The following is a 22550-nucleotide window of genomic DNA, read 5'->3' on the forward strand; positions in this document are numbered from 1 at the left end:
AGGCAAGCTGTGGGTGCTGCACCTCCGGGGAGGGTCACGGCGAGGTGGCGCGCATCGACGCGGCGACCTTCCAGGTGAGCACGCGCTTCGAGCTCGCGGCGGACACCACGACGGAGGACACGGATCAACAAGGGCGTGGCCTGCCGAACTACCTGTTTTCGGTGGGGCTCTTGCCCGACGGCCTGTTCGCGTGGGTGCCGGGCAAGAAGGACAACGTCTTTCGCGGTCCATTCCGGGATCAGCTCGCGCTCAGCGACGACAACACGGTGCGTCCGCTCGTGGCCCTGTTGAACGTCGCGGAGGGCGTCGAAGACGTCGCGCAGCGCATCGATCTGGACGATCGCAACCTGCCCAACCAGGTCGTGTTCACGCCGCTCGGCGACTATGCGTTCGTCAGCGTCGCCGGCTCGGCCCTGGTGGAGGTCCGCGACGCCTACACGGGCGAATTCGTGACCGCGCTGAAAGAGACGGGCTTTGCTCCGCGCGGCCTGGCGCTGACCGAGACCGACAGGCTGTTCGTGCACGCGTCGCTCAGCCGTACGGTGGCGGTCTACGACGTCGCCGACATCGTCAGCTCGCACGACCTCATCACCAAGAAGCTGGCCGACGTTCCGACCGTGGCCGCGGAGAAGCTCGACGCGCAGGTCTTGCGCGGCAAACAGCTGTTCTTCAACTCGGAGGACGTGCGCATGAGCGACCAGGGCTACATCAGCTGCGCGTCGTGTCACTTCGACGGCGCGGACGACGGGCGCGTGTGGGATTTCGGCAGCGTGGGGGAGGGGCTTCGCAACACCGTCTCGCTGCTCGGACGGCGCGGCACGGGCCACGGCAACGTCAACTGGAGCGGCAGCTTCGACGAGATCCAGGACGCCGACGACAACATCCGTAACCTGTTCGGCGGCAAGGGGTTCCTCAGCGCCGAGCAGCTCGCCGTGGGGACCGTCGCCACGCCGCGCGGCGACAAGAAGGCCGGCCTGAGCCCCGAGCTCGACGCGCTGGCGGCGTTCCTCGGTTCGCTCGACACGCACAACCCGAGCCCCTTTCGCGACGCCGACGGCTCGCTCACCCAGGACGGCGTCGCGGGTCGCGCGATCTTCAAGCGCCTGGGGTGCGGCTTCTGCCACACGGGTCCCGACGGGACCGACAGCGCGGGCGGCAAGCTGCACGACGTCGGCACCGTGAAGGCGTCCTCTGGCATGCGCGCGGGTGAGCCGCTGTTCGGGATCGACACGCCGACCTTGAACGGCGTTTGGGAGACGGCGCCCTACTTGCACGACGGCTCCGCGCCAACGCTGCGCGACGTCCTCGTCACGGCCAACGCCGAAGATCGCCACGCCTTCACCAGCGCGCTCAGCGAAGCCGAGCTAGGACAGCTCATCGCTTACGTGCAGCAGCTCGACGGCACCGTCGACCTGGAGCCGAGCGAGGGGGACGGCGCGGATGAGGAGCCGACCGAGGAAGGCCTCTTTGGCTGCAGCGTGACGGGCGGGCGCGGCGACAGCCACGCGCCGCTCCTGGCGTTCGCGCTCGTGGCCGGGTTGATGACGTTCGGCGCCCGCCGAGGGAGGGTCGCGTGAGACGCCTGCCGAGCCTGTGCCTGGTGTCGCTGCTGCTGGCGGCGTGCGTCGGCGAGATCGGCGGCGGCGCTGCGACTGACCAGACGACGAACGACTGGGACACGCTGCCGCCCGTGAACGCTCCCGACCCGGAGCTGTCGGACCTACCCAGGCGCGAGGCGCAGCACCGCGCGCTCTGCGCGACGCCGCGCGGCGACAGCTTCTGGCAGGCGGTGTGCGCCGAGCCCCGGCCGAACATCACCGACCTCGCCAGCTTGCTCCGCGTCGCGAAGCTCGACGAAGATCGCGCCTTCGCGCTCACCGGCACTCCACCTCGCTCGTGAAGAGCTCCGTCTCCGCCATCAATCCGCGCCTTATCCTCTTTCCGCGCGTGACCGAGCTGCGCGAGAGGCCGGCTGAAATGACCGCGCTCGGCTTCGTTCGCGGCGAGCCCTTCGTCGAGGTCGTGAGCCGCGACCTCTCGACCGGCGACTACAACTTCTACCTGTTCACGTTCGAGCGACAGTGTGATTACGACGGCGGCTGCGATCTGGCGAGCCTGCTCACCGAGGAGGTAGAGCACGGCTGGACCGCGTTCAGCATCTACAGCGAGGAAGACGTCGAGAATACGTCGTTCGACTGTCGCTCGTGCCATCAGCCCGACGGCTACGGCACGAAGAAGATCTTGCGCATGCAGGAGCTGGAGTTCCCCTGGATGCACTGGTTCCCGCAGCGCTTCGTGCAGCGCACGGAGTCCGATCGGGTGCTCACGGCGCAGTTCCTGGAGGCCCACGCGCGGGACGCGCAGTACGGCGGCATCCCCATCGCGGCCATCCAGAACGCCATCGACGAGGGCAGCGGCGCGCACCTCGAGGCATTGCTCGTGGCCGAAGGCCAGGCGGCGCAGCCGAACGCGTTCGACCCGCGCATCGAGGCCGAGGCCAAGGCCGGCTCGTCGAGCGCGATCTGGGAGAAGCAGTTCGCCGTGTCGCTGGCGGGTGACTCGATTTCGGTGCCTTACCCGCTCGTGGACGTGACGGATCCCGCGCTCCGCGCGGAGCGGACGAGGTCCTACCTCGACGTGGTGACGGGCGCAGCCCCGCGACAGTCCCTGCTCGATTTGCGCGATCTGTTCTCCGCGGACGCGAAGGTGAAGCTCGGCCTGGTGCCGCCGCCGGGAGCGAGCGGGCGCGCCGTGCTCACGCAGCTCTGCTCGCGCTGCCACGACGGTCGCGGGAACCCGGCGCTCAACCGCGCCAAGTTCAACGTGAAGGACCTGGACGGCATGTCGCGAGAGACGAAGGACAAGGCCATCTTTCGCTTGCAGGAGCCCGCGACCTCGCCGCTGCGTATGCCGCCGTGGCGCGCCGCCGACGCGCTGCCCCCCGCGGAGCTCGCCGCGGCCATCGAAGAGCTGGCCAAGTAGCGCCGTCCGCGTAGCCGCCGCGCGCCAGTTTGTGATTGACGCCGGCTGTGTGAGCGTTCACATTGATCGCTCCAGAACTTCTTCTGCCTTGCCCTGGGTAGGCCATCACGCGCATCGGGCCCCGCGTCCTCCTGCGCGTTCACCATCCACGGTCGCGCCAATGTTCCAGACGAGGCGCACGCAGGGGGAAAGCGCAGGAGTTGGGCTCGGCTGGGGACGACATCAGGGCGCGCTCCAGGTTCGGAACGTCTGGCGATCACCAGTCTGCCAATTTCATCCTTATCGGCCTGAAGCGAGCGCTTCGCGCTGGCGTGACGTGACCAGAGGGGCATCGTGTTCCACGAAAAGAAAGCCGTCAGGCGCTTCCATGTCTTCTGCTTGCTCTCGAGCGTCGCGATGCTGGCGTGCGGCGAGGAGAGCGGCGGAGCGGCGCAAGCCGCGGGCGCGGGCAGCTCGAGCGTGTCAGCCGTCAGCGGGGCGTCGGCCAGCGTGACCGCTGGGTCGGGTGGCGCTGCCAGCGGCAGCGGCGGCGCCGACGTGAGCGACGGTGGAATGGGCGGAGCGGGCGGAGCAGGTGACGGCGGCACGGGCGGGGCAGGTGACGGAGGCGCTGGAGCGGGCGGAGCCGGCGGCTCGCCGCTCCCGCCGATCACGGATTACTCTGCCGAGGGGCCGTTCGCGACGACCGTGGAGCGGAACGCGGGGCCCAGCGGAAACCACACGATCTTCAGGCCCGAACGCCTGGGTGAGAACGGCTTCTTGCATGCGCCGATCAGCTTTGGTCCCGGGATCAATACGCAGGTGACCGCCTACACGGCTCTCCTGTCGAACTTCGCTTCTCACGGCTTCGTGGTGGTCGGCGCCAACCTCCTCACGGGCGGCCCCAACGCCCCGAACAACCTCGCGGCCATGCGCGAGGGGCTCGACTGGATCATCGCGCAAAACAGCAAGGCGGGCAGCATCTACGAGGGCAAGATCGACGTGCGCCATGCCGTCTCCATGGGCTACTCGGTCGGCGGCACCGCCGCCGTGGAGCTCGGCGGCCATGAGGCCGTGGCCACCGTCGTCTCCATCCACGGCCACATCGCGACTGCCGCCCTGCACGGGCCCATGCTGCAGACCAGCGGAACGCAGGACACGGTCGGGCTTCCGATGCAGCAAAAGACGTACGACATGTCCCAGACCCAGACGTTCCTGGCGACGGTGATGGGCGCGGATCACGGGTACATCACGCGCGACGTGGGAGGCGTCCAGCGGCCGGCGATCGTGGCTTGGCTGCGTTACTGGATCTACAATGACACCGGTGGGAAGCACTATTTCTACGGTGATGATTGCGTGATGTGCACCTCGCCCTGGGTGAATCCCCAGCGCAAGAACTGGGAATGACCTCGCGCCGAGAAAGACGCCCTTCCGTGCCGCGCCTGCCTTGTAAAACCCCTTGGGTTGGATGCCAACCGAGGAGAGCACCCATGTCGTCCATTGTTGGCTCCGTGAGCTCCGATTGCATGCACCGTCACTCTCGTTGGCTGCGGCCGATCTGGGGCGCCTTGGGCCTCTGCGCCGCGCTCAGCGTCGGCTGTAGCGACGACGCCGACGGCGGCGGATCATCCGCCGGTGAGACCTCCGCGAGCGGCTCCGGCGGTGGCGCTGCTTCCGGTAGCACGAGCAGCGGCACTACCTCCGGCAGCAACGGGGCGACCGCGGGCTCGGGTGGAGCGGACTCGGGTGGAGCGGGCTCGGGTGGAGCGGACTCGGGTGGCGCCGGCGGCGCGGGCGGTGCCGGCACAGCCGGGGCCGGCGGCGCGGGCGGTGCCAGCACAGCCGGGGCCGGCGGCAGCGGGGGCGGGGGTGACGCGATGAAGTCCGCCGGCTGCGGCAAGACGCGCACGCTTCAGAACGGCGCTGGCTCCGTGCAGAGCGGCGGGAAGAGCCGCAAATACGCCCTGCGCGTCCCCGACGATTACGATAACGACCACCCGTACCGGCTCATCCTCTCCTTCCACGGGGCCACGGGCAACAGCGGCCAAGTTGCGCCCTCGTACTTCGGGCTCTGGTCGCTCTCCGAGGGGAGCACCATCTTCATCGCGCCCGACGCCGTCGGCGGGATCTGGTCGGCCGGCGAGGATGTGACCTTCGTCGACGACATCCTCAAGCAGGTCACGGGCGATCTCTGCATCGACACCTCGCGCATCGAGCTCGAAGGCTTCAGCCAGGGAGGTGCCATGGCGTGGACGCTGGCCTGCGCGCGTCCGGACGTTTACCGCGCCGCGGTGGTCCACTCCGGCGGCGGTCTCGCCCGGCCCGCGAGCTGCCAGCCGGTCGCCTTCATGTCTTCGCTCGGCCAGCAGGAGAGCGGCGGGGCCGGACAGACCTCCAACAGCGATTTCTTCGCCAAGCAAAATGGATGCACGGTGGAGTCCCTGGCCAAGGCGCCCAGAGGCGGCCACGCCTGCTCGGACTACAAGGGATGCTCCGAGGGGAATCCCACCCGCTGGTGTGATTACGACGGCGGTCATACGCCGTCGCCGAACGACGCCGGGCAGAACATGTCGTGGATGCCCCAGGAAGTCTGGACCTTCCTGAGCCAATTCTAGAGCGGCGGTCACCCGCTTCGGATACGGGCCCACCTCGGCGTTTTCGGTGCTCAGCGCACGGGAGTGCGCTTGCGCGCCGAAAACGCCGATCTGGGCCCGTCTCCTGTGCGGGAGACCGCCGCTCTGCTGCGCGCGAGGGCAGCGCGCGAGGGCAGCGGAGGGGGCCGGCTGCCTCGCCGACGTACAGCATCAGTACCAAGCTCGATGCGCCCGCTCGCGGCACGACCCCATCCACGATGGGAACCGTGCAGCCCGCGCCCATCCCGTCGAATAGGGAATGTCTCGATGGGCAGCATCGTAGTGTGCCGGCGTACGGATCTTGCGTACATCTTCGGGGATGTCAATCTTGCAACCCCGAGCATGCTGTGGATACCGTCCGGCCAATGGCGGATGAGGCGTTGGAGGAGATCGGGCGGCTCAGGGCAGAGATCGCGGCGCTGCACGCCCGCGTCGAGGAGCTGGAGAGCGCGCTGGCGGAGCGGTCGAGCGGCGGCGCGGCCGAGGGAGCGGCGCAGGCCGGCGCGGCGGGCGCGGACGTTCACGCCGCCTTCGGCGCGCTCGCGTGGCTGCTCACGCCGGCGCCGGCGCTGATCCGCTGGAGCCCCGACGGCACGGTGACGCGCTGGAACGATGGCGCCGAACGTGTTTTCGGCTGGAGCGAGGGCGAGGCCGTCGGGCGCAGGCTCTCCGAGCTCGTGGGCGCAGATCCCGTGTCCCCGGACGCGGTGCGTGCGCTCCTGCTCGACTGGACGGAGAACCGGTTCGCCTCGGCCACGAGCGAGGGCACGACGAGAGACGGGCAGGCGCGCCTCTTCCGGTGGACCCACGCGGTGCTGCGCGACGACAGCGGCGGCGCGCGTGAGATCGCGGCGATCGTCGAGGATGCCGGCGACCCGCCGTGGAGGGAGCACGTGCTGCTCGGGCGGCTCCAGCTGCTCCTTCAGCTGCTGGACCACTCGCGCAATTCCATCTTCGTCAAGGACACCGAAGGGCGCTATGTCTTCGTCAACCGAGCTCACGCCGAGGTCCTCCAGCGGCACGTGTTCGAGGTCATCGGCAAGGATGAGGTCGAGTTGAGCCCCCTGGCCCCCGAGGCCATCGAGGACCTCTTGGCGAGAGAGCGTCACGTGATGGCCGGGGGGAAGGCGATGCAGTACGAAGAGAGCCTGCTGCTCGGCGACACGAGCATTCATTTCTCCACCGTCAAGTTCCCGATCCTCGACGGACGCGGCGAGCCGGTCGGGCTCGGCGGCGTCGTCACCAACATCACCTCGCTCAGGCATGCGGAGGCCGAGCGGGCCGCGCTGCAGGAGAAGATCATCGTCGCCCAGCAGGCCGCCCTCCGGGAGCTGTCCACGCCGCTCATCCCGATCGCCGACCGGGTGGTGGCGATGCCGCTCGTAGGGACGATCGACAGCGCGCGCGCAGCGCAGATCATGGAGACGCTGCTGTCCGGGATCAGCAATCAGAGCGCACACACCGCGATCCTGGACGTCACCGGCGTGCGCGCTGTCGACGAGCACGTCGCCGATGCCCTGACGCGGACCGCGCGCGCCGCCCAGCTGCTCGGCACGCGCGTGGTGCTCACCGGCGTGCGCCCGGAGGTGGCGCAGACGCTGATCACCCTCGGCGCGGATCTGTCCGGTATCACCACGCTGGGTACCCTGCAAAGCGGCATCGCGCACGCCCTCCGCCACCCGGGACACCAGCGGTCAGCAGGCTGAACCCGTCTGAAAGAGCAGAAGCTCGGACCGCCTGTCAGCCGTGTTCTTCGTCAAGCGGCGGCGGGCTCCTACCAGCGCCCGACGGATCGGTTACGTTGTCAGGACCCCATGACGATCGACACCTCTCCCGACGCGCCCATCCCGTCGGTGCTGTCGAAGCTCGACGAGATCCGGCGGCGCATGGCCTCCCACACCGATCGGGACGACGAGCGGCGGATCCTGGAGATCCTCGCGGGATCGACCGCCATCGAGCTCGACCAGCTGCTCCTCCAGCTCGATCTGCCCGCCCTGCTCGGAGACATCGACGATCGCCTCATCGGCCCCGACAACCGCACGGCGCTGCTCGAGCTCCTGACCGCCGAGCGCCTCGGTGATCTCGGGATCCCGGCGCGCGCGGCGCTCGCCTCGGCGCTGCAGCGCGGCCGCACGGGCAGCCTCGACGAGCAGGCGCTGCGCCGCCTCTGGCTCGGCACGCGCGGCGCGGACGTCACGCGGCTCAAGAACGCGCTCGACGGCCGGGGTGGCTACCGCGACCTTCACCAGCTCTTCTACCACGATATCGACGATGACGCGTTGCGCGAGGAGCTCCTCGCGCACTTCGCGCGGGAGGCGGTCTCGGCGTCTGACGCTCTCTCTGCTTCAGGTTCCGTGTCGGTGCGCGAGGTGAAGATCCTCTCCGATATCGACGACACGTTCTATGCGAACTGGAAGGACGCCCGGTACCCGAAGAAGACCGTCTATCCCGGCGTCCTGCAGTTCTATGCGGAGCTCGACCGCGGCCCTGGCCCCACGCCCGGGCGGGCCGGCGATCTGACGTTCGTCACCGCCCGCCCCGGCGATCGCCTCGGCCTCGTCGAGGACGCGACGATCAAGGCGCTCGCCGAGCGCGGTCAGCTCACCGCCAACGTGCTCACGGGCTCGTTCACCCGCCTCATCGGCAACCGCACGATCGCGGAGAAGAAGCTCGAGAACTTCCTCGAGTACCGGCGGCTGTACCCGGAGTACGATTTCGTCTTCGTCGGCGACAGCGGGCAGGGCGATATCCACTTCGGCCAGCGCATGCTCGAGCTCGCCTCGGAGGCGGTGAGAGCGGTCTTCATCCACGACGTGGTCGCGACACCCGATCTCACGCGGAGGGAGCTCGCGACCTCGGGCGTTCACCTGTTCGATACGTACATCGGCGCCGCGCTCACGGCCCTCGAGCGCGGCCTCCTCGGCCCCGAGGGCGCGGCGCGCGTGGCCGAGGCCGCGATTGCGGCGTTCGCCGCGATCCCGTTCCCGTCGCAGGCGGACCAGGAGGCGCGCCGCCGCGAGGTGGCGCGCGACGTCGCCCGGCTGAACGAGGCGCTACCTTCGTCGCTGCACATCCATTAGAGCGACGGTCACCCGCTTCGGATACGGGCCCACCTCGACGTTTTCGGTGCTCAGCGCACCGGAGTGCGCTTGCGCGCCGAAAACGCCGATCTGGGCCCGTCTCCTGTGCGGGTGACCGCCGCTCTGCTCGGCATGGTGCAGAGGTAGGCGGAAAGCGCTCTAGGCCTCGGTGAGCGCGGCGACGAAGCGGTCGACCTCGGATTCGTCGTTGTAATAATGGACCGAGGCGCGCACCAGATCGGGAATCCCGCGATCCTCGAAGTCGAGCAGCGTCCCGGCGGCGGTCGACACGCTGACGTGGATCGCCTGAGCGCCGAGCCGCGCCTTGATGGCCGCGGCGTCCTCGCCTGCCCTGGTGAAGGTCACGATGCCGCAGCGCCGCTCGCCGAGGTCGCGCACGGTGACCCCAGGGACCTCGGAGAGCCGCGCGCGCAGGCGCTCGGCCAGCGCACCTACGCGGTCGCGGATCGCCGGCAGACCCAGCCGGAGCGCATACTCCGCGGCCGCGCCGAGCCCGAGCCGGCCGGCGACGTAGCTCTCCCAGTTCTCGAACCGCCGGGCGTCGGGCCGCAGCTCGTAGCGGTCCGGCGCCGTCCAGCGGGCCGCGTGGAGATCGAGGAACGGCGGCTCCAGCCGGTCGAGCAGCGCGCGCCGGACATAGAGAAAGCCGGTGCCGCGCGGCCCGCGCAGGTACTTGCGCCCCGTCGCCGACAGGAGATCGCAGCCGATCGCCTCGACGTCGAGCGGCAGCTGCCCCACCGACTGGCAGGCATCGAGCAGGAAGGGCACGCCCGCGGACCGGGCGCGGCGGCCTATCTCCTCCGCCGGGTTGACCAGCCCGCCGTTCGTGGGGACGTGGGTGATGGCGATCAGCTTGACCCGCTCGTCGATCAGGCGATCGAGCGCGGGCAGCGACACCGCGCCGCGCTCGTCGCTCGGGATCGGGACGATCTCCGCGCCGGTGCGCCGCGCGACCTGCAGGAACGCGATGTAGTTCGAGGCGTACTCGGTCCGCGCGGTCAGGATGCGATCCCCCGGGCCGAAGCGGAGGGAGTAGAACGCCATGTCCCAGGCGCGCGTGGCGTTCTCGACAAGCGCGATCTCGTCGGGCGCCGCGCCGATGAGCCGGGCGATCGAGCCGTAGACCGCCTCGAGCCGCGCGCCCGCCTCCTCCTCGGCCTCGTAGCCGCCGACGGCCGCCTCGCGGCGCAGGTGCTCGACCACCGTGTCGACCACCACGGCGGGAGGCAGCGAGGAACCGGCGTTGTTGAAGTGCAGGACGCCGGCGCAGGCCGGGGTGTCGCGGCGCAGCGCGGCGATATCCATCGTCATGAGTCATCTCCTCGAGAGGCCGACACGCTGCCGGCTGGGCAGCTCCACGTCAATCGCGGCGGCCGCCGGCGGCAGCTCGCCGGTGAAGCGCGGTGCGGGCTATTCCATCAGCCCGCTGCGCAGCTCGCTCGGGGAGTAGCCGAGCATGCGGCGGCACGTCCGCGAGAAGTGCGCGAGGTCGGCGAACCCCGCCGCGTGGGCGGCGCCCGTGGCGTCGAGACGCGCGAACGCCCCGAGCGCGACGAGCAGCCGGCGCCAGAGCTGGAACGTGCGGATGGGCAGCCCCACGTCGCGCACGAACAGCGCCTGCAGGTGCGCCTCGGAGATGCCGGCGCGAGAGACCGCGAGGCGCCGGTCCGCGGCCGGCTCGCGCAGCGCCTCCAGGACGCGGGCGACCCGCACATCCAGGGCGCGGCGCGGCGACTCCCTCGCGAGCCAGGACGCGACCTCGCGCGCGAGGCCGTCGAGCACGTCGGGGCGCGACAGGGACGCGCGGTGCGCCGCCACGGCCCCGTCGAGGCGCGAGAGGAGCCGGCCTTCGAGCGGACAGGGGCCGCCGCGCAGGCGCGCATGACCCGCCACGTGCGGCACCTTCTGCGGGTCGTACAGGAACCCGAGCGTCGGTCCGGGGCTCGTGGCGGCGTGCCACAGGTCGGGGGGCACCACGACCGCGCGCCCGCGCACGACCGCGCCGCCCGGCTCGGTCACGGTCACCTCGCGCTCGATCCCCACCAGGATCGCCGCGCCGTGCTCGGCGTGGAGCGTCGACCTCATCGCCGTCGAGGCGCGCACCGCGAAGGCGTCCGCGATCACGGCGCCGATCCGGGATTCGTTCAAGCGGCCCACGACCCCTGATCCTACCCTGGCCTCCGCTGGAGGTCGTGAGCGATGAACCTGTTCTCGGAAGAGATGCGCCGCAACCCTTACCCCGTGTACGACCAGCTCCGGAGCCGCTCTCCCGTGCTCCACTACCCGCCGTCCGACGCGTGGATGATCTTCGATTACGAGGGCGTGAAGCGGGCGCTCCACGATCACGAGGCGTTCAGCTCGGTCGTGTCGCCGCCGGGCACCAGGACCGCCGAGTGGCTCATCTTCTCGGACCCTCCGCGCCACACCAAGCTGCGCGCGATCGTCATGCGGGCCTTCACCCCGCGCGCGGTCGCGGGGCTCGAGCCGCGCATCCGGCGGCTGTCGCGCGAGCTCCTGGACCGGACGATCGAGAGCGGCCAGATGGACCTCGCCGAGGACTACACGGTCCCGCTCCCCCTCCTGGTGATCGCCGAGATGCTCGGCGCCCCGATTGCGGACCAGCCGCGGTTCAAGCGCTGGAGCGACGCGATCCTGGACCTCAGCTATACGGTCTCCGGCAGCGAGGAGGCGGCCCGGGCGCTCGTCGAGTTCACGGCGGTGACGGCCGAGATGCAGGCCTACCTGAGAGGCCTCATCGAGCAGCGGCGGGCGGCGCCGGAGGATGATCTCCTGACCAGGCTCGTCGAGGCCGAGGTGGACGGAGAGCGGTTGAACGAGGACGAGATCCTGGGCTTCTTCCAGCTCCTCCTCGTGGCAGGCCACGAGACGACAACGAACCTGATCGGCAATGCGATGCTGTGTTTCCTCGAGAACCCGGACGAGCTCGCCCGCCTCCGGGCCGCGCCCGATCTGCTGCCCTCCGCGATCGAGGAGGTGCTGCGCTACCGCTCGCCGGTCCAGGCGATGTTCCGCGTGACGAGGCGCGATGTCCCGATGCACGGAAAGGTGATCCCGGCCGGCAAGGCGGTGCTGGCGATGATCGGCGCCGCGAACCGAGATCCGGAGCAATTTCTCGACCCTGGCCGCTTCGATATCGGGCGCGATCCCAACCCGCACATCGCGTTCGGGCACGGCATCCACTTCTGCATCGGGGCGCCGCTCTCGCGCCTCGAGGCCAGGATCGCGCTCTCCGATCTGGTCGCGCGGCTCGGTGGCCTCGAGCTCGCCAGCGACGCGCCGTGGGAGCCGCGCCGGGCGATCCACGTGCACGGCCCGACCCGCCTGCCCATCCGATTCACGCCAGGTCCGCGCCTCGGCGGCGCCCCGGGCCGTCAGGGCACCCGCAGCGAGGCGGCGATGTCGAGCAGCGGCGCGAGCGCCTTGTCGTCCGCGGCGCCGGCGAAGAGGTGAACGTCAGGCCCTTGATCTTCGGGTGCGGCAGGATCGCCTCCGCCATGACGCGCGTGGGGCTCATGGGCCAGACTTGCCAGCTCATCGCCTTTCCGAACACCTTGCCTGGCCTGGGCGTGGGGGTCACCTTCGCCTCGTTCTGGTTGTACTGGAACGACGGGTGACCACCGACATAGATGCCTATCGCGGACTGCGGCGCGCCGAGCTCCACGGGCAATCGCAGGCGGTGCACCGTGAAGTCCGGGCCGCGCTGCGCGGTGGTGCTCGCGCCTGCCGGGACCTTCACGAGGAAGCTGTCCTCGCTGCCCTGTCCCTTGAGGGTGCGCTCTCCTCCGCCCGCGTCGAGGCGCCGCGGCCCCGCGCTCACGGTGGCGGCGATCGCGCGCGCGAAGGCCGTGCATCGGGGCAGCTCGCCGGGCGCCGCCGGCAGCGCGCCCGCGCCGGCCGCGAGCGCGCTGCAGCCCGCCGCGTCCTTCGCGGCTGGCGGATTGACGTAGAAGGCGAGCATCTGCGCGAAGCCGTCCGGGTGCAGGACGTACAGGACGAGCACCGGGATGGCGACGCTGCCGCGATCCGCGCTCTTGGGGAACACGGCCCAGGCCTTGAGTTGCTCGTCGGACACGCCGAGCGGCTCCACCGTGGCGCCGCCCCCGGGGAAGTCCGTGGCCGCCGCGGCGCGCACGCCGCCCTCGGGATCCTTTCCGCCGAGCGCGAAGAGCTCGTAGGCCATGATCACGAAGCGCTCGTCGCCGGCGTCGAGCACCACGCGGGTCTCGTCCTCGTCCGGCTCCGCCGCGGCCATGACCGAGCGCGCGCGCGCCTCGATCCGCGCCCCCTCGGGCAGCCGCACCGCGAGGCGACCCGAGAGCAGCGAGGTGGCCGGCCGCTTGCCCAGGAAGTCGGTCGAGGGCGCTGCGGGCCCGGGCGAGGCCTGGGTCGGCGCGATGGGCGTCTCGCCCTGCGGCGCGGGCGCGGGCGCCTCGCCCTGCGCTCTGGCCGGCGCCTTGCCCGGCGCGCCGCCGCTGCCGGAGCATGCGGTGCAGGCGAGGAGGGCTCCGCAGGCAAGCGCGAGCACGAAGGGAAGGCGGGAGAGGCGGGCTCGACGCATGCGGTTCATTGAGCGCGACCGTAAAGCACCGCTTGCCAGCGGGCAATCGCGCTCGCGGCCGCATGTCACGAGGCGCTGAGGGCGGCGCGCCGCGAGCGTCTCGTTGCATGGATGGCTCGGTCGCGCGGTCCTCCAGCGTTCCTGATGCCTGCGGAGCTGATGCACGCCGGCCTCACCCGTCCTGCTGTGCGGTCCGGCGATACAAGCGGACGCGCCGCGATGGACCGTCAGGTTCGCCGCGCCGCCGCGCCGCCGCGCCGCCGCGCCGCCGCGCCGACGAGCTCGTCTGGGCCGGGCTGGCGCGTCGTGCGTGGCGCACGGCCGACGATGAGGGGAGGACCGCGGCGTCATCGCCGCTCCTCGCACCGTGGCACCACCATTGCTGGATGTGATGGCGCCGATGCCGCTGGCGCCGACAGCATGAACGACGCTGCGACGCTGACGGCGCCCGGCGGACCGCCGTCCCGCGGCCGAGGTCGGCGACGGGATGGGCAGGCATGGAGGATTCGATGAAAGACCAGACCTCCGTCGAGGTTTTTGTTCCACGTGAGATGTCCTGGGATCAGAGACAGCAGCTCATCGACGAGCTCTATGGCTTACGCCGCGTGATCTTCGAGGGTGCGCAGAGGGAGAAGAGCTTCGCCACCCACGTCATCGACGCTGGCGCGGAGCACGGCGCCGTCGTGGTCCACAGGGGCGCTGACAGCCAGATCACCGGCTACTTCGCGGTTCAGATCATGGATCCGGAGCCTTCCGGCCCGCAGATCGCGATCTTCCGTGGCGAGTCCGGGGCGCTCGGCGAGCACGCCGGCGACGATGACGTCCTCCGCCACGTCCTTTTGCGCCTGATCCGGTACATGCTCGCCCACCCGGGTCGACCCGTGTTTTGCCTGTGCTCGGTGGCTCACCCGTCGAGCTATGCGCTGTTCTCGCGCTTCGTCGACATCGCGCGCACGAGCCCGCCGGAGGGCGCGGACGAGCTCATGTCCAGGCTCGCCTCCTCGTTCGACCCGGAGGCGAACGATCGAGGTGGCCCGTTCGTCTTCGAGGTCGGGCAGACGGCGGCCGAGCCGGCGGGCGGCTGCGACTTCCTGCACGTCTACGAGAACCCCTCGGCGCGCCCCGGCGCTGCGGAGGAGCGCGGGCTCGTCACGCTCGTGCCGCTGCGCCTCGGCGGCATGCTGCGCGCTGCAGTGCGCTGCGCGCCGCCGGAGGCGAAGCGCTGGTAGCGCGCCACTCGCCGGGTCAGGCCAGCACGTCGGACAGGCTGTCGAGGAATCGCTGGTTCTCGCGCTCGGTGCCGATGGTGACCCGCAGGCTCGTCGGCAGGTTGCCGAAGGGCCGCACGATGACGCCCTTCCGCAGCAGGGCGTCGTACACGGGGCGCGCCGGCCGCCCGACGTCCACGAGCACGAAGTTCGCCTGGCTCGGCGCCACCGACAGCCCGAGCCGCGTGAGCTCGCGCGTGAGCCGGTCGCGCTCGCGGAGGTTCAGCGCGCGGCTCTTCTCGATGTGCTCGGCGTCGTCGAGCGCCGCGACGGCGGCCGCCTGCGCCAGCGCGCTCACGTTGAACGGGGCGCGCACCCGGTTGATGTAGTCGATGAGCTGGGCCGGGCCCACGGCGTAGCCGACGCGGAAGCCCGCAAGGCCGTAGATCTTCGAGAAGGTGCGGAGCACGAGCAGCCGCTCGCGGAGCCCGCGGAGGCGCAGGGAGTCCGGGAAATCCGGCGCGTCCGTGTACTCGATGTACGCCTCGTCCATGACCACGATCACCTCGGGCGGGACCTCCCTGAGCAGGCGCTCGACCGCGGCGCGGCCGACGTGCGTGCCCGTCGGGTTGTTCGGGTTCGCGATGAACAGGAGGCGCGTCTTCGGCGTGACGGCCGCGGTCATGGCCTCGAGGTCGTGCCGCAGGTCGCGCAGCGGTACGGCCGTGAACGGGACGCCGTAGGCGAGCGAGGCGAGCTTGTAGACGACGAAGGCCGGGTCGGCGAACACGATGTGCGACCCGGGCGTCGCGAAGGTGTGCACGATCAGGTCGAGGAGCTCGTTCGAGCCGTTTCCCTGGACGATCTCCTCCATCGTGACGCCGTGGACCGCCGCGAGCCGCTCGCGCAGCCGGTAGGCCGCGCCGTCCGGGTAGAGGTGCACGTTCGCGAGCGCCTGGCGCGCCGCCTCGAGGGCGCGCGGGCTCGGGCCGAGCGGATTCTCGTTCGAGGCGAGCTTCACGGCGTCCGTCACGCCGAGCTCGCGCGCGAGCTCGTCGAGAGGCTTCCCTGTCTCGTACGGCGCAAGCAGCTCGACGGAGGGCAGGACTATCGCAGACATAGCGCGCACCCTATCACACCTTGGCCGTGGGGAGTGAGCCGGCTCGCAGGCGCCCTGCCGCGGGTTCGTCGCCGGGAGTCGCCGGGATCTGGCCTCGCCCATGGGGCTCCGTGTGATACTCGCCGTCCCGATGAAACCCGGGGACATCGTCGCCGACCGCTTCTTGATCGAGCGCCTCGCCGGGTCGGGCGGGATGGGCTCCGTTTACCGCGCTCTCGACCGGCACACCGGCGAGACGGCGGCGCTCAAGGTCATGTCGGGCCGCGGCCTCGAGCACGGCGAGCGCTTCGCGCGCGAGGCGCAGGTGCTCGCCGAGCTGCGGCACCCCGGCATCGTCCGGTACATCGCGCAGGGCGCCACCGAGAGCGGCGAGCCCTGGCTCGCGCTCGAGTGGCTGGAGGGCGAGAGCCTCGGCGACCGGCTGCGCCGGCGCGGGCTCACCATCGCCGAGAGCGTCACGCTCGGCCTCCGGATCGCCGAGGCGCTCGCCGAGGCGCACCGCAACAACGTCGTCCACCGCGACCTCAAGCCGAGCAACCTGTACCTCGTCGACAAGTCGGTCGAGCAGGTCAAGCTCCTCGACTTCGGCATCGCCCGCCTCACGTCGCTCGCGCCCCTCACGATGACCGGCGTCGTCATGGGCACGCCGTTCTACATGGCGCCGGAGCAGGCGCGCGGCGAGCGCGACGTCGGCACCCAGGCCGACGTGTTCGCGCTCGGCTGCGTCCTGTTCCACTGCCTCACCGGGCGCCCGCCGTTCATCGGCGACGACATCCACACCGCCCTCCTCCGCGTCGTGCTCGACGAGGCGCCGCGCCTCCGCGACCTGCGCGCCGACGTCCCCGAGAACGTCGACATGGCCGTCGCGCGCATGCTCGCCAAGGCCCCGGCGGAACGGCCCGCGAACGGCGCCGCCGTGGCGCTCGAGCTGCTCCGCGTCGGCGAGATCAAGAGCACCCCTCCCGCGCCCGTGAGCCGGCGCGCGAGCGCGCTCACGACCGGCGAGCGGCGCACGCTGTGCCTGATGCTCGCGCGCGTGGGGGCGCCGGAGGCCCCCTCGTGGCAGGGGCCCACCATGCCGATGACGCTCCCGATGACGGTGCCCCTCGCGCGCACCGTCCCGGAGGACGAGGTGAAGCGCGTGGCGTCGCGCTTCGGCGGGGCCTTGCAGACGCTTGCCGACGGGCTCCTGCTCATCACGCTCGAGGGGCGCGGCCTCATCACGGACCAGGCCGCCCGCGCGGCGCGGTGCGCGATCGAGGTGCGGGACCTCCTGCCCGGCGTGCAGATGGCCCTCGTCGCCGGCCGCGGCTCCGCCGACGACCGGCTCCCGATGGGGCCCACCATCGACCGCGCCGTGCGGCTGCTCGACCGCGCCGAAGGCGGGTCGATCCGCCTCGACGAGGTGATGGCCGGCCTGCTCGACGCCCGCTTCGAGGTCGGCGGCGACGCGACCGGCCTCGTGCTCCGCGCCGAGCGCGACCTCGTCGAGGCCGCGCGGACGCTGCTCGGGCGCACGACGCCGTTCGTGGGGCGCGACCACGAGCTCGCCATCCTCGACGCCGTGCTCGACGAGTGCGTCTCCGAGCCGACCGCGCGCGCGGTGCTCATCACGGCGCCCGCGGGGCTCGGCAAGAGCCGGCTGCGCTACGAGTTCTTGCGCCGCGTCGAGGAGCGCAAGGACCGGGTGCAGGTCTGGCTCGGCCACGCCGACCCGATGAGCGCCGGCTCGCCCTTCGGGATGCTGCGCCAGATGCTCCGCCGCGAGGCCGGGCTCTCCGGCGGCGAGCCGCAGGAGGTCCGCGAGCAGCGCCTCCGCGCCCGCGTGGGCCGGTACCTGAGCGACGCCGACCTCGACCGCGTGACCGAGTTCCTCGGTGAGGTGGCGCGGATCCGCTTCTCCGACGAGGGCAGGGTGGAGCTGCGCGCCGCGCGGAGCGACCCGATGCTCATGGGCGACCAGATCCGCCGCGCCTTCGAGGACTTCGTGCTCGCCGAGTGCCGGGCCGAGCCGGTGCTCCTCGTGCTCGAGGATCTCCAGTGGGGCGACGTGCCCACGGTGAAGCTCATCGACGCGGCCCTCGCGCTCCGCGACCAGCCGCTCATGGTGCTCGCGCTGGCGCGGCCGGAGGTCGAGACCGTCTTCCCCAAGGTGTGGGTCTCGCGAGGCGTCCAGGAGATCCGGCTGCGCGAGATCGGGCGGCGGGGGAGCGAGCGGCTCGTGCGCGAGGTGCTCGGCGACGCCGTGACGCCCGACCTCTGCGCGCGCCTGTGCGAGCGGGCCGGCGGCAACGCGTTCTACCTGGAAGAGCTCATCCGCGCCGCCGCCTCGGGCCGGACCGAGGCGCTCCCCGAGACGGTGCTGTCGATGGTGCAGGCCCGCCTCGAGTCGCTCGACGGCGAGGCGCGTCGGGTGCTCCGGGCCGCGAGCGTGTTCGGCCAGAAGTTCTGGCGCGGGGGGCTGATGGCGCTGCTCGGCGGCGAGCGCCGCGCCCCCCAGGTGGACGGCTGGCTCGCGGTGCTCGTCGATCGCGAGCTCATCGCGCGGCGGGGCGAGGGCAAGTTCCGGAGCGAGGACGAGTACGCGTTCCGGCACGCGCTCGTGCGCGAGGCGGCGTACGCGACGCTCACGGACGAGGATCGCGCGCTCGGCCACCTGCTCGCCGGCGAGTGGCTGGACGCGGCCGGCGAGCGCGACGCGGCGCTGCTGGCGGACCACTTCGAGCGCGGCGGCGACGCCGAGCGCGCGGTCGTCTGGTTCCGGCGCGCGGCGGAGCAGGCGCTCGGGGCGAACGACTTCCGCGCCGCGATCCAGCGCGCCGAGCAGGGGGCCGCGAGCGCCGACGTGGACGGGGAGTTCTTCGCGGCGCTGCGCCTCGTCCAGGCCGAGGCGCACAAGTGGCTCGGCGAGGCGTCCCAGGCCGAGCGGTGCGCCGTCATGGCGATGCGGGGCTTCCCCCGGAAGAGCGCGCTCTGGTACGCGGCGGCCGGGGAGGCCGCGTCGATGCGCGTGCGCCTCGGCATGGGCGACCGGCTCGCGGATCTCGTCGAGGAGCTCCGGGGGGCCGGCCCGGGCAGCGGGGACCGCGGCTCGTGGATCGACGTCGGGGAGGCGACCGGCGCCTCCGTGAGCGCGCTGGCGCGCATCGCGGGGTCGCTCCTGCACGGGGGCCAGTACGCCGCGGCGGAGGAGATCGTGCAGGAGCTCGCGCGGGTGGCGATGCCGCTCGCCGAGCGCGACGCGGCGGTGGCGGCGCGCATCCACGCGCTCCGGGCGTCGCGGGCGCTGTGCTACGGCGACCCTGCGGCGTCGCTCGCGTGCACGGAGCAGAGCATCCCCGCCTACCTCCAGACAGGCGACCTCAGGAACGCGTGCCTGAGCCGCGTGAACGCGGCGCACTGCCTGCTGCAGCTCGGCGTGTACGGCCGCGCCGAGGCCGAGCTGCGCGACGCGCTCGCGGAGGCGGGGCGGATCGGGCTCTACAACGTGGCGGCGTTCGCCAAGCAGAACCAGGGCCTGCTCTGGATCCAGCAGGGCGATCTCGGCGCGGCGCGCGCGGCGACGGCCGAGGCGATCGACGCCTTCGTGGCGCAGGCGAACCGGCGGCAGGAGGCGCGGTCGCGGGCGTACCTCGCGGCGATCCTGACGCGGCTCGGCGACCTCGACGCGGCGGACAACGAGGCGGGCGCGGCCGTGGCGATGCTGGCGCACGTGCCGACGCTCCAGGCGCACGCGCTCTCGGTGCGCGCGCGGGTGCTGCTCGAGCAGGGCCGGGCAGAGGAGGCGCTCGAGGCGGCTCGGCGCGGGCTCGGTCTGCTCGTGTCGGTCGGCGGGACCGAGGAGGGCGAGGCGCAGATCCGGCTCGTGTATGCCGAGTCGCTCCGCGCCTGCGGCCACCACGAGGCGGCGCGCGAGGCGATCACGGTGGCGATGCAGCGGCTCGTCGCGCGGGCGCAATGGATCCAGGACCCGGCGCGGCGGCAGAGCTTTTGCCAGGCCGTGCCGGAGAACGCCAAGACGTTCGCGCTGGCGGCGCTCTGGCAGCAAGAAGCGGAGCCCACCCTGCAGTGAGGCCGCGAGTCGCGGCCGCGCTGCGGACGGAAGAGCTGAAGAGCTCATGTGTGCTGGCTCGCCCGGCTGCGCCGGCGGGCGAGGGCGACGCGCAGCGCGTATGTCACCGCGCCCCGGTGAGCGCGTCGAGCTGAGCCGTTGTCATGAGGAGTTCACTCACGCCATCTCCGCGGTAACCAATCGTGGCTGCGGGTGGAGGAGCGTGTGCAACGTGTGGGTGGGGCGTGGGTAGGGCGTGCGCGGGGCGTGGGTGGCGCGTGCGTGGGGAAGCGGCGACCCGGCCGCGGTTGCTTGACTGTGTGGCCGAGGTTCGAAAGAATCCTCAGCAGCCATGTATTCAGCCCTCTTTCGGAACGTGCTCTTTCCGTTTTACGAGACGAAACTCCGAGGGAGAGCCACGCTGGCCTACCTGGGGGAGCTGGAGCGGTCCCAGTGGCGTCCGGAGCGCGAGCTCAGGGAGCTCAACTGGAGAAAGATGCTGGCGGCCCTCCGCTTTGCCGAGCAGAGCGTGCCCTTCTACCGGCGCCGCTTCGCCGAATACGGGGTGCGGGTCAAGGACGTGCACGCGCCCGAGGATCTCGCGCGCTTTCCGGTGTTGACCAAAGCCGATCTCCGCGCGCACGGCAGCGAGCTCATCGCTGATGGGTGGCGCGGCAAGCTCTTCAGGAGCGGTACGGGCGGATCGACCGGAGAGCCGGCGCGCTTCTTTTACGATCACACGACATACGAGTGTAGAAGCGCCGCGGCCCTGCGCTCCGACGCGTGGGCCGGCGGCCGGATCGGGGACAAGGAGCTGTACATCTGGGGGATTCCGACCCTGGAGCCCCGCTGGAAGAAGGCGAAGCGCACGCTGCACGAGGCGCTGATTCGGAAGAAGACGGTCAGCGCGTGGAACCTGGCGGAGGAGCGGCTCGCGGGGGTGGTGGACGAGATCCGGCGCTACCAGCCGAACCTCGTTGTGGGGTACACGAGCCCACTCTACTACACGGCGCGCTATGCGCTCGAGACCGGGCACCGGCTGCCCACGCCGAAGGGGATCATCGCGACGGCGGAGCGGCTGTTCCCTCACCAGCGCGAGGTGATCGAGCGGGCGTTCCAGGCGCCGGTCTACGACCGTTATGGATGCAGGGAGATGATGCTGATCGGCGCGGAGTGTGAGCGCCACGAGGGCAAGCACCTCAACATCGAGAACGTCTTCCTCGAGGTGGTGCGCGGCGGCCGGCACGCGCGGCCCGGCGAGCCGGGCGAGGTGATCCTGAGCGATCTCGTGTGCCGGTCGATGCCGCTGATCCGTTACAAGAACGAGGATGTGGTGGTCGCGGCCGACAAGGCCTGCTCCTGCGGCCGCGGGCTGCCGCTGCTCGCCTCGGTCGAGGGGCGGGTGCTCGACATGATCGTCGGGACGGACGGCCAGCTCCTCTCGTCCGTGTTCTTCCCCTACTTCTTCAAGGACAATCCGACGGTGGAGCGGTATCAGGTCCACCAGGACAAGACGCGGGCGATCACGATCAAGATCATCCCTGGCGAGGGGTACGGGCCGGAGACGTCGCAGGCCATCGAGCGCGATCTGCGCCGGTTCCTCGGGGAGCGGGCGGACATCCGGGTGCAGCTCGTCAGCGACATCCCGGTCACATCGGGCGGCAAGTTCCGCTTCACCATGACCGAGGTGCCGATCGAGTTCGGCCGCGAGGCCGCGGCATGATCGGAGCGCCCGGGGTCCGGCCGGCGCCGTATGCCGCGCCGGGCCGGCCCGCGAAGGTCGCCCACGTCGTGCTGTCGCTCAACGTGGGTGGGCTCGAGCGGGTGGTGCTCCGGCTGCTCGACAGGATGGCGCGCGACCGGTTCGCGCCGGTGGTGTGCGCGCTCCAGGAGCCCGGCGCGCTGGCCGAGGAGCTGGCGCGGCTCGGCGTGCCGCTCGTGGTGCTCTCGCGGAAGCCCGGCCTCGACCCGGGGCTGCCGGTGCGGCTCTCGGCGTGGCTGCGCCGCGAGGGGATCGGGCTCGTGCACACGCACAACCCGGGGCCGCACCTCTATGGCGCGCTCGCGGCGGCCCTGGCGCGGGCGGCGGCGCTCCCCGGCGGCGGCGGGCCGCGCGTCATCCACACGAAGCACGGGCGCAACTACCCGAAGCAGAAGCGAAAGGTGCTGGTCAACCGGCTGGCCGCGGCGCTCACGGACCGGGTTGTGGCGGTGAGCGACGACGCGCGCGCGGTCGCGCTCGAGGTGGAGCACGTCGATCCGGCCAAGGTCGTGACGATATTGAACGGCGTGGACACGGACGTGTTCCGGCCGGGCGACGCGGTCGCGGCGCGGGCGCGGCTCGGGGTGCCGGCGTCGGGCTACCACGTGGGGTGTGTCGCGCGGCTGTCGCCGGAGAAGGACCACGCGACGCTGCTCGACGCGTTCGCGCGGCTCCGCGCGGCGCGGCCCGACGCGCATCTGACGCTGATCGGCGACGGCCCGCGGCGGCCTGCGCTCGAGGCGCAGGCGGCGCGGCTCGGGCTCGGCGGGGCGGTGACGTTCACGGGGACGCGCGGGGACGTGGCAGAGCTGCTGCCGGCCTTCGATGTGTTCGCGCTCGCGTCGTTGACGGAGGGGATCTCGCTGACGCTCATCGAGGCGGCGGCGGCGGGGTTGCCTATCGTCGCGACGCGGGTGGGGGGCAATCCGGAGATCGTGGTGGATGGCGAGACAGGGATGCTGGTGCCGCCTGGAGCGCCGGAAACCCTCGCCGGCGCGCTCGAGGCGGTGGCGGTGCGGGATGATCGCGCGGAGATGGGATTGCGCGGGCGGGCGCGGGTGATGGAGCGGTTCGGGCTCGACCGCATGGCGCGCGCGTACGAGGACCTCTATGACGAGGTTCTTGGGCGATAGGG

The 22550-nt window shown here is 71.5% G+C and carries 16 protein-coding genes; 12 read left to right on the top strand and 4 right to left on the bottom strand.

Annotated features, from left to right (window positions below):
* Window positions 1-44: 44 nt before the first annotated feature.
* The 7 genes from POL72_RS51215 (at window position 45) to POL72_RS17945 (ending at window position 8674) form a co-directional block, all read left to right on the top strand.
* Window positions 45-1577, top strand: coding sequence for a c-type cytochrome (locus tag POL72_RS51215; RefSeq protein WP_272096623.1), 1533 nt, complete (start codon window positions 45-47; stop codon window positions 1575-1577).
* On the top strand, window positions 1574-1900 hold the full coding sequence (locus tag POL72_RS17920) for a hypothetical protein (protein ID WP_272096624.1): 327 nt from the start codon (window positions 1574-1576) through the stop codon (window positions 1898-1900). The genes POL72_RS51215 and POL72_RS17920 overlap by 4 nt, the downstream gene beginning before the upstream one ends.
* Window positions 1901-1977: 77 nt before the next feature.
* Window positions 1978-2982 carry a c-type cytochrome gene (locus POL72_RS17925; RefSeq protein WP_272096625.1) on the top strand — a complete coding sequence of 335 codons (1005 nt, stop codon included), beginning with the start codon at window positions 1978-1980 and terminating at the stop codon, window positions 2980-2982.
* A gap of 333 nt (window positions 2983-3315) precedes the next feature.
* Window positions 3316-4368, top strand: a complete 1053-nt coding sequence (locus POL72_RS17930; protein WP_272096626.1) for a poly(ethylene terephthalate) hydrolase family protein — start codon at window positions 3316-3318, stop codon at window positions 4366-4368.
* 83 nt (window positions 4369-4451) lie between these two features.
* Entirely contained in the window at window positions 4452-5576 is a 1125-nt protein-coding gene (locus POL72_RS17935) for a CE1 family esterase (RefSeq protein ID WP_272096627.1), read from the top strand.
* Between the two features lie 383 nt (window positions 5577-5959).
* A complete protein-coding gene (locus tag POL72_RS17940; protein ID WP_272096628.1) occupies window positions 5960-7300 on the top strand; it encodes a PAS domain-containing protein in 1341 nt (446 codons plus the stop codon).
* Window positions 7301-7408: 108 nt separating this feature from the next.
* Entirely contained in the window at window positions 7409-8674 is a 1266-nt protein-coding gene (locus POL72_RS17945) for a phosphatase domain-containing protein (RefSeq protein ID WP_272096629.1), read from the top strand.
* Window positions 8675-8833: 159 nt separating this feature from the next.
* On the opposite strand, the gene POL72_RS17950 is transcribed toward POL72_RS17945, so the two are convergent.
* A complete protein-coding gene (locus tag POL72_RS17950; RefSeq protein ID WP_272096630.1) occupies window positions 8834-10006 on the bottom strand; it encodes an aminotransferase class V-fold PLP-dependent enzyme in 1173 nt (390 codons plus the stop codon).
* Window positions 10007-10105: 99 nt separating this feature from the next.
* Complete coding sequence (locus tag POL72_RS17955; protein WP_272096631.1) at window positions 10106-10852, bottom strand: AraC family transcriptional regulator; 747 nt, start codon at window positions 10850-10852, stop codon at window positions 10106-10108.
* Between the two features lie 42 nt (window positions 10853-10894).
* Between POL72_RS17955 and POL72_RS17960 the strand changes: the two genes are divergently transcribed.
* Window positions 10895-12166 (top strand): cytochrome P450, encoded by a 1272-nt coding sequence (locus tag POL72_RS17960; protein ID WP_272096632.1) that lies wholly within the window; start codon window positions 10895-10897, stop codon window positions 12164-12166.
* Here POL72_RS17960 and POL72_RS17965 read toward each other — a convergent pair.
* Complete coding sequence (locus tag POL72_RS17965; RefSeq protein ID WP_272096634.1) at window positions 12051-13274, bottom strand: hypothetical protein; 1224 nt, start codon at window positions 13272-13274, stop codon at window positions 12051-12053. The genes POL72_RS17960 and POL72_RS17965 overlap by 116 nt on opposite strands.
* 509 nt (window positions 13275-13783) lie before the next feature.
* Between POL72_RS17965 and POL72_RS17970 the strand changes: the two genes are divergently transcribed.
* Window positions 13784-14503: a hypothetical protein gene (locus tag POL72_RS17970; RefSeq protein WP_272096635.1), complete on the top strand. Its 720-nt coding sequence runs from the start codon at window positions 13784-13786 to the stop codon at window positions 14501-14503.
* 16 nt (window positions 14504-14519) lie between these two features.
* Here the strand turns inward: POL72_RS17970 and hisC are convergent, their stop codons facing one another.
* Window positions 14520-15602 carry a histidinol-phosphate transaminase gene (gene hisC, locus POL72_RS17975; RefSeq protein WP_272096636.1) on the bottom strand — a complete coding sequence of 361 codons (1083 nt, stop codon included), beginning with the start codon at window positions 15600-15602 and terminating at the stop codon, window positions 14520-14522.
* Between the two features lie 130 nt (window positions 15603-15732).
* On the opposite strand from hisC, the gene POL72_RS17980 reads away from it, so the two are divergent.
* From POL72_RS17980 to POL72_RS17990, 3 genes are all read left to right on the top strand, one after another.
* A complete protein-coding gene (locus POL72_RS17980; RefSeq protein WP_272096637.1) occupies window positions 15733-19674 on the top strand; it encodes a protein kinase domain-containing protein in 3942 nt (1313 codons plus the stop codon).
* 331 nt (window positions 19675-20005) lie between these two features.
* On the top strand, window positions 20006-21376 hold the full coding sequence (locus tag POL72_RS17985; protein ID WP_272096638.1) for a phenylacetate--CoA ligase family protein: 1371 nt from the start codon (window positions 20006-20008) through the stop codon (window positions 21374-21376).
* Window positions 21373-22548, top strand: a complete 1176-nt coding sequence (locus POL72_RS17990; protein ID WP_272096639.1) for a glycosyltransferase family 4 protein — start codon at window positions 21373-21375, stop codon at window positions 22546-22548. The genes POL72_RS17985 and POL72_RS17990 overlap by 4 nt, the downstream gene beginning before the upstream one ends.
* Window positions 22549-22550 lie beyond the last annotated feature (2 nt).

The organism is Sorangium aterium (genome assembly GCF_028368935.1).
Lineage (GTDB): Bacteria > Myxococcota_A > Polyangia > Polyangiales > Polyangiaceae > Sorangium > Sorangium atrum.

Bases quoted from the DNA above. Each gene is read 5' to 3' on its own strand.
- POL72_RS17925 (WP_272096625.1), top strand. From the start codon at position 1,978: ATGACCGCGCTCGGCTTCGTTCGCGGCGAGCCCTTCGTCGAGGTCGTG.
- POL72_RS17935 (WP_272096627.1), top strand. From the start codon at position 4,452: ATGTCGTCCATTGTTGGCTCCGTGAGCTCCGATTGCATGCACCGTCAC.
- POL72_RS17940 (WP_272096628.1), top strand. From the start codon at position 5,960: ATGGCGGATGAGGCGTTGGAGGAGATCGGGCGGCTCAGGGCAGAGATC.
- POL72_RS17945 (WP_272096629.1), top strand. From the start codon at position 7,409: ATGACGATCGACACCTCTCCCGACGCGCCCATCCCGTCGGTGCTGTCG.
- POL72_RS17950 (WP_272096630.1), bottom strand. From the start codon at position 10,006: ATGACGATGGATATCGCCGCGCTGCGCCGCGACACCCCGGCCTGCGCC.
- POL72_RS17960 (WP_272096632.1), top strand. From the start codon at position 10,895: ATGAACCTGTTCTCGGAAGAGATGCGCCGCAACCCTTACCCCGTGTAC.
- POL72_RS17965 (WP_272096634.1), bottom strand. From the start codon at position 13,274: ATGCGTCGAGCCCGCCTCTCCCGCCTTCCCTTCGTGCTCGCGCTTGCC.
- POL72_RS17970 (WP_272096635.1), top strand. From the start codon at position 13,784: ATGAAAGACCAGACCTCCGTCGAGGTTTTTGTTCCACGTGAGATGTCC.
- hisC (WP_272096636.1), bottom strand. From the start codon at position 15,602: ATGTCTGCGATAGTCCTGCCCTCCGTCGAGCTGCTTGCGCCGTACGAG.
- POL72_RS17980 (WP_272096637.1), top strand. From the start codon at position 15,733: ATGAAACCCGGGGACATCGTCGCCGACCGCTTCTTGATCGAGCGCCTC.
- POL72_RS17985 (WP_272096638.1), top strand. From the start codon at position 20,006: ATGTATTCAGCCCTCTTTCGGAACGTGCTCTTTCCGTTTTACGAGACG.
- POL72_RS17990 (WP_272096639.1), top strand. From the start codon at position 21,373: ATGATCGGAGCGCCCGGGGTCCGGCCGGCGCCGTATGCCGCGCCGGGC.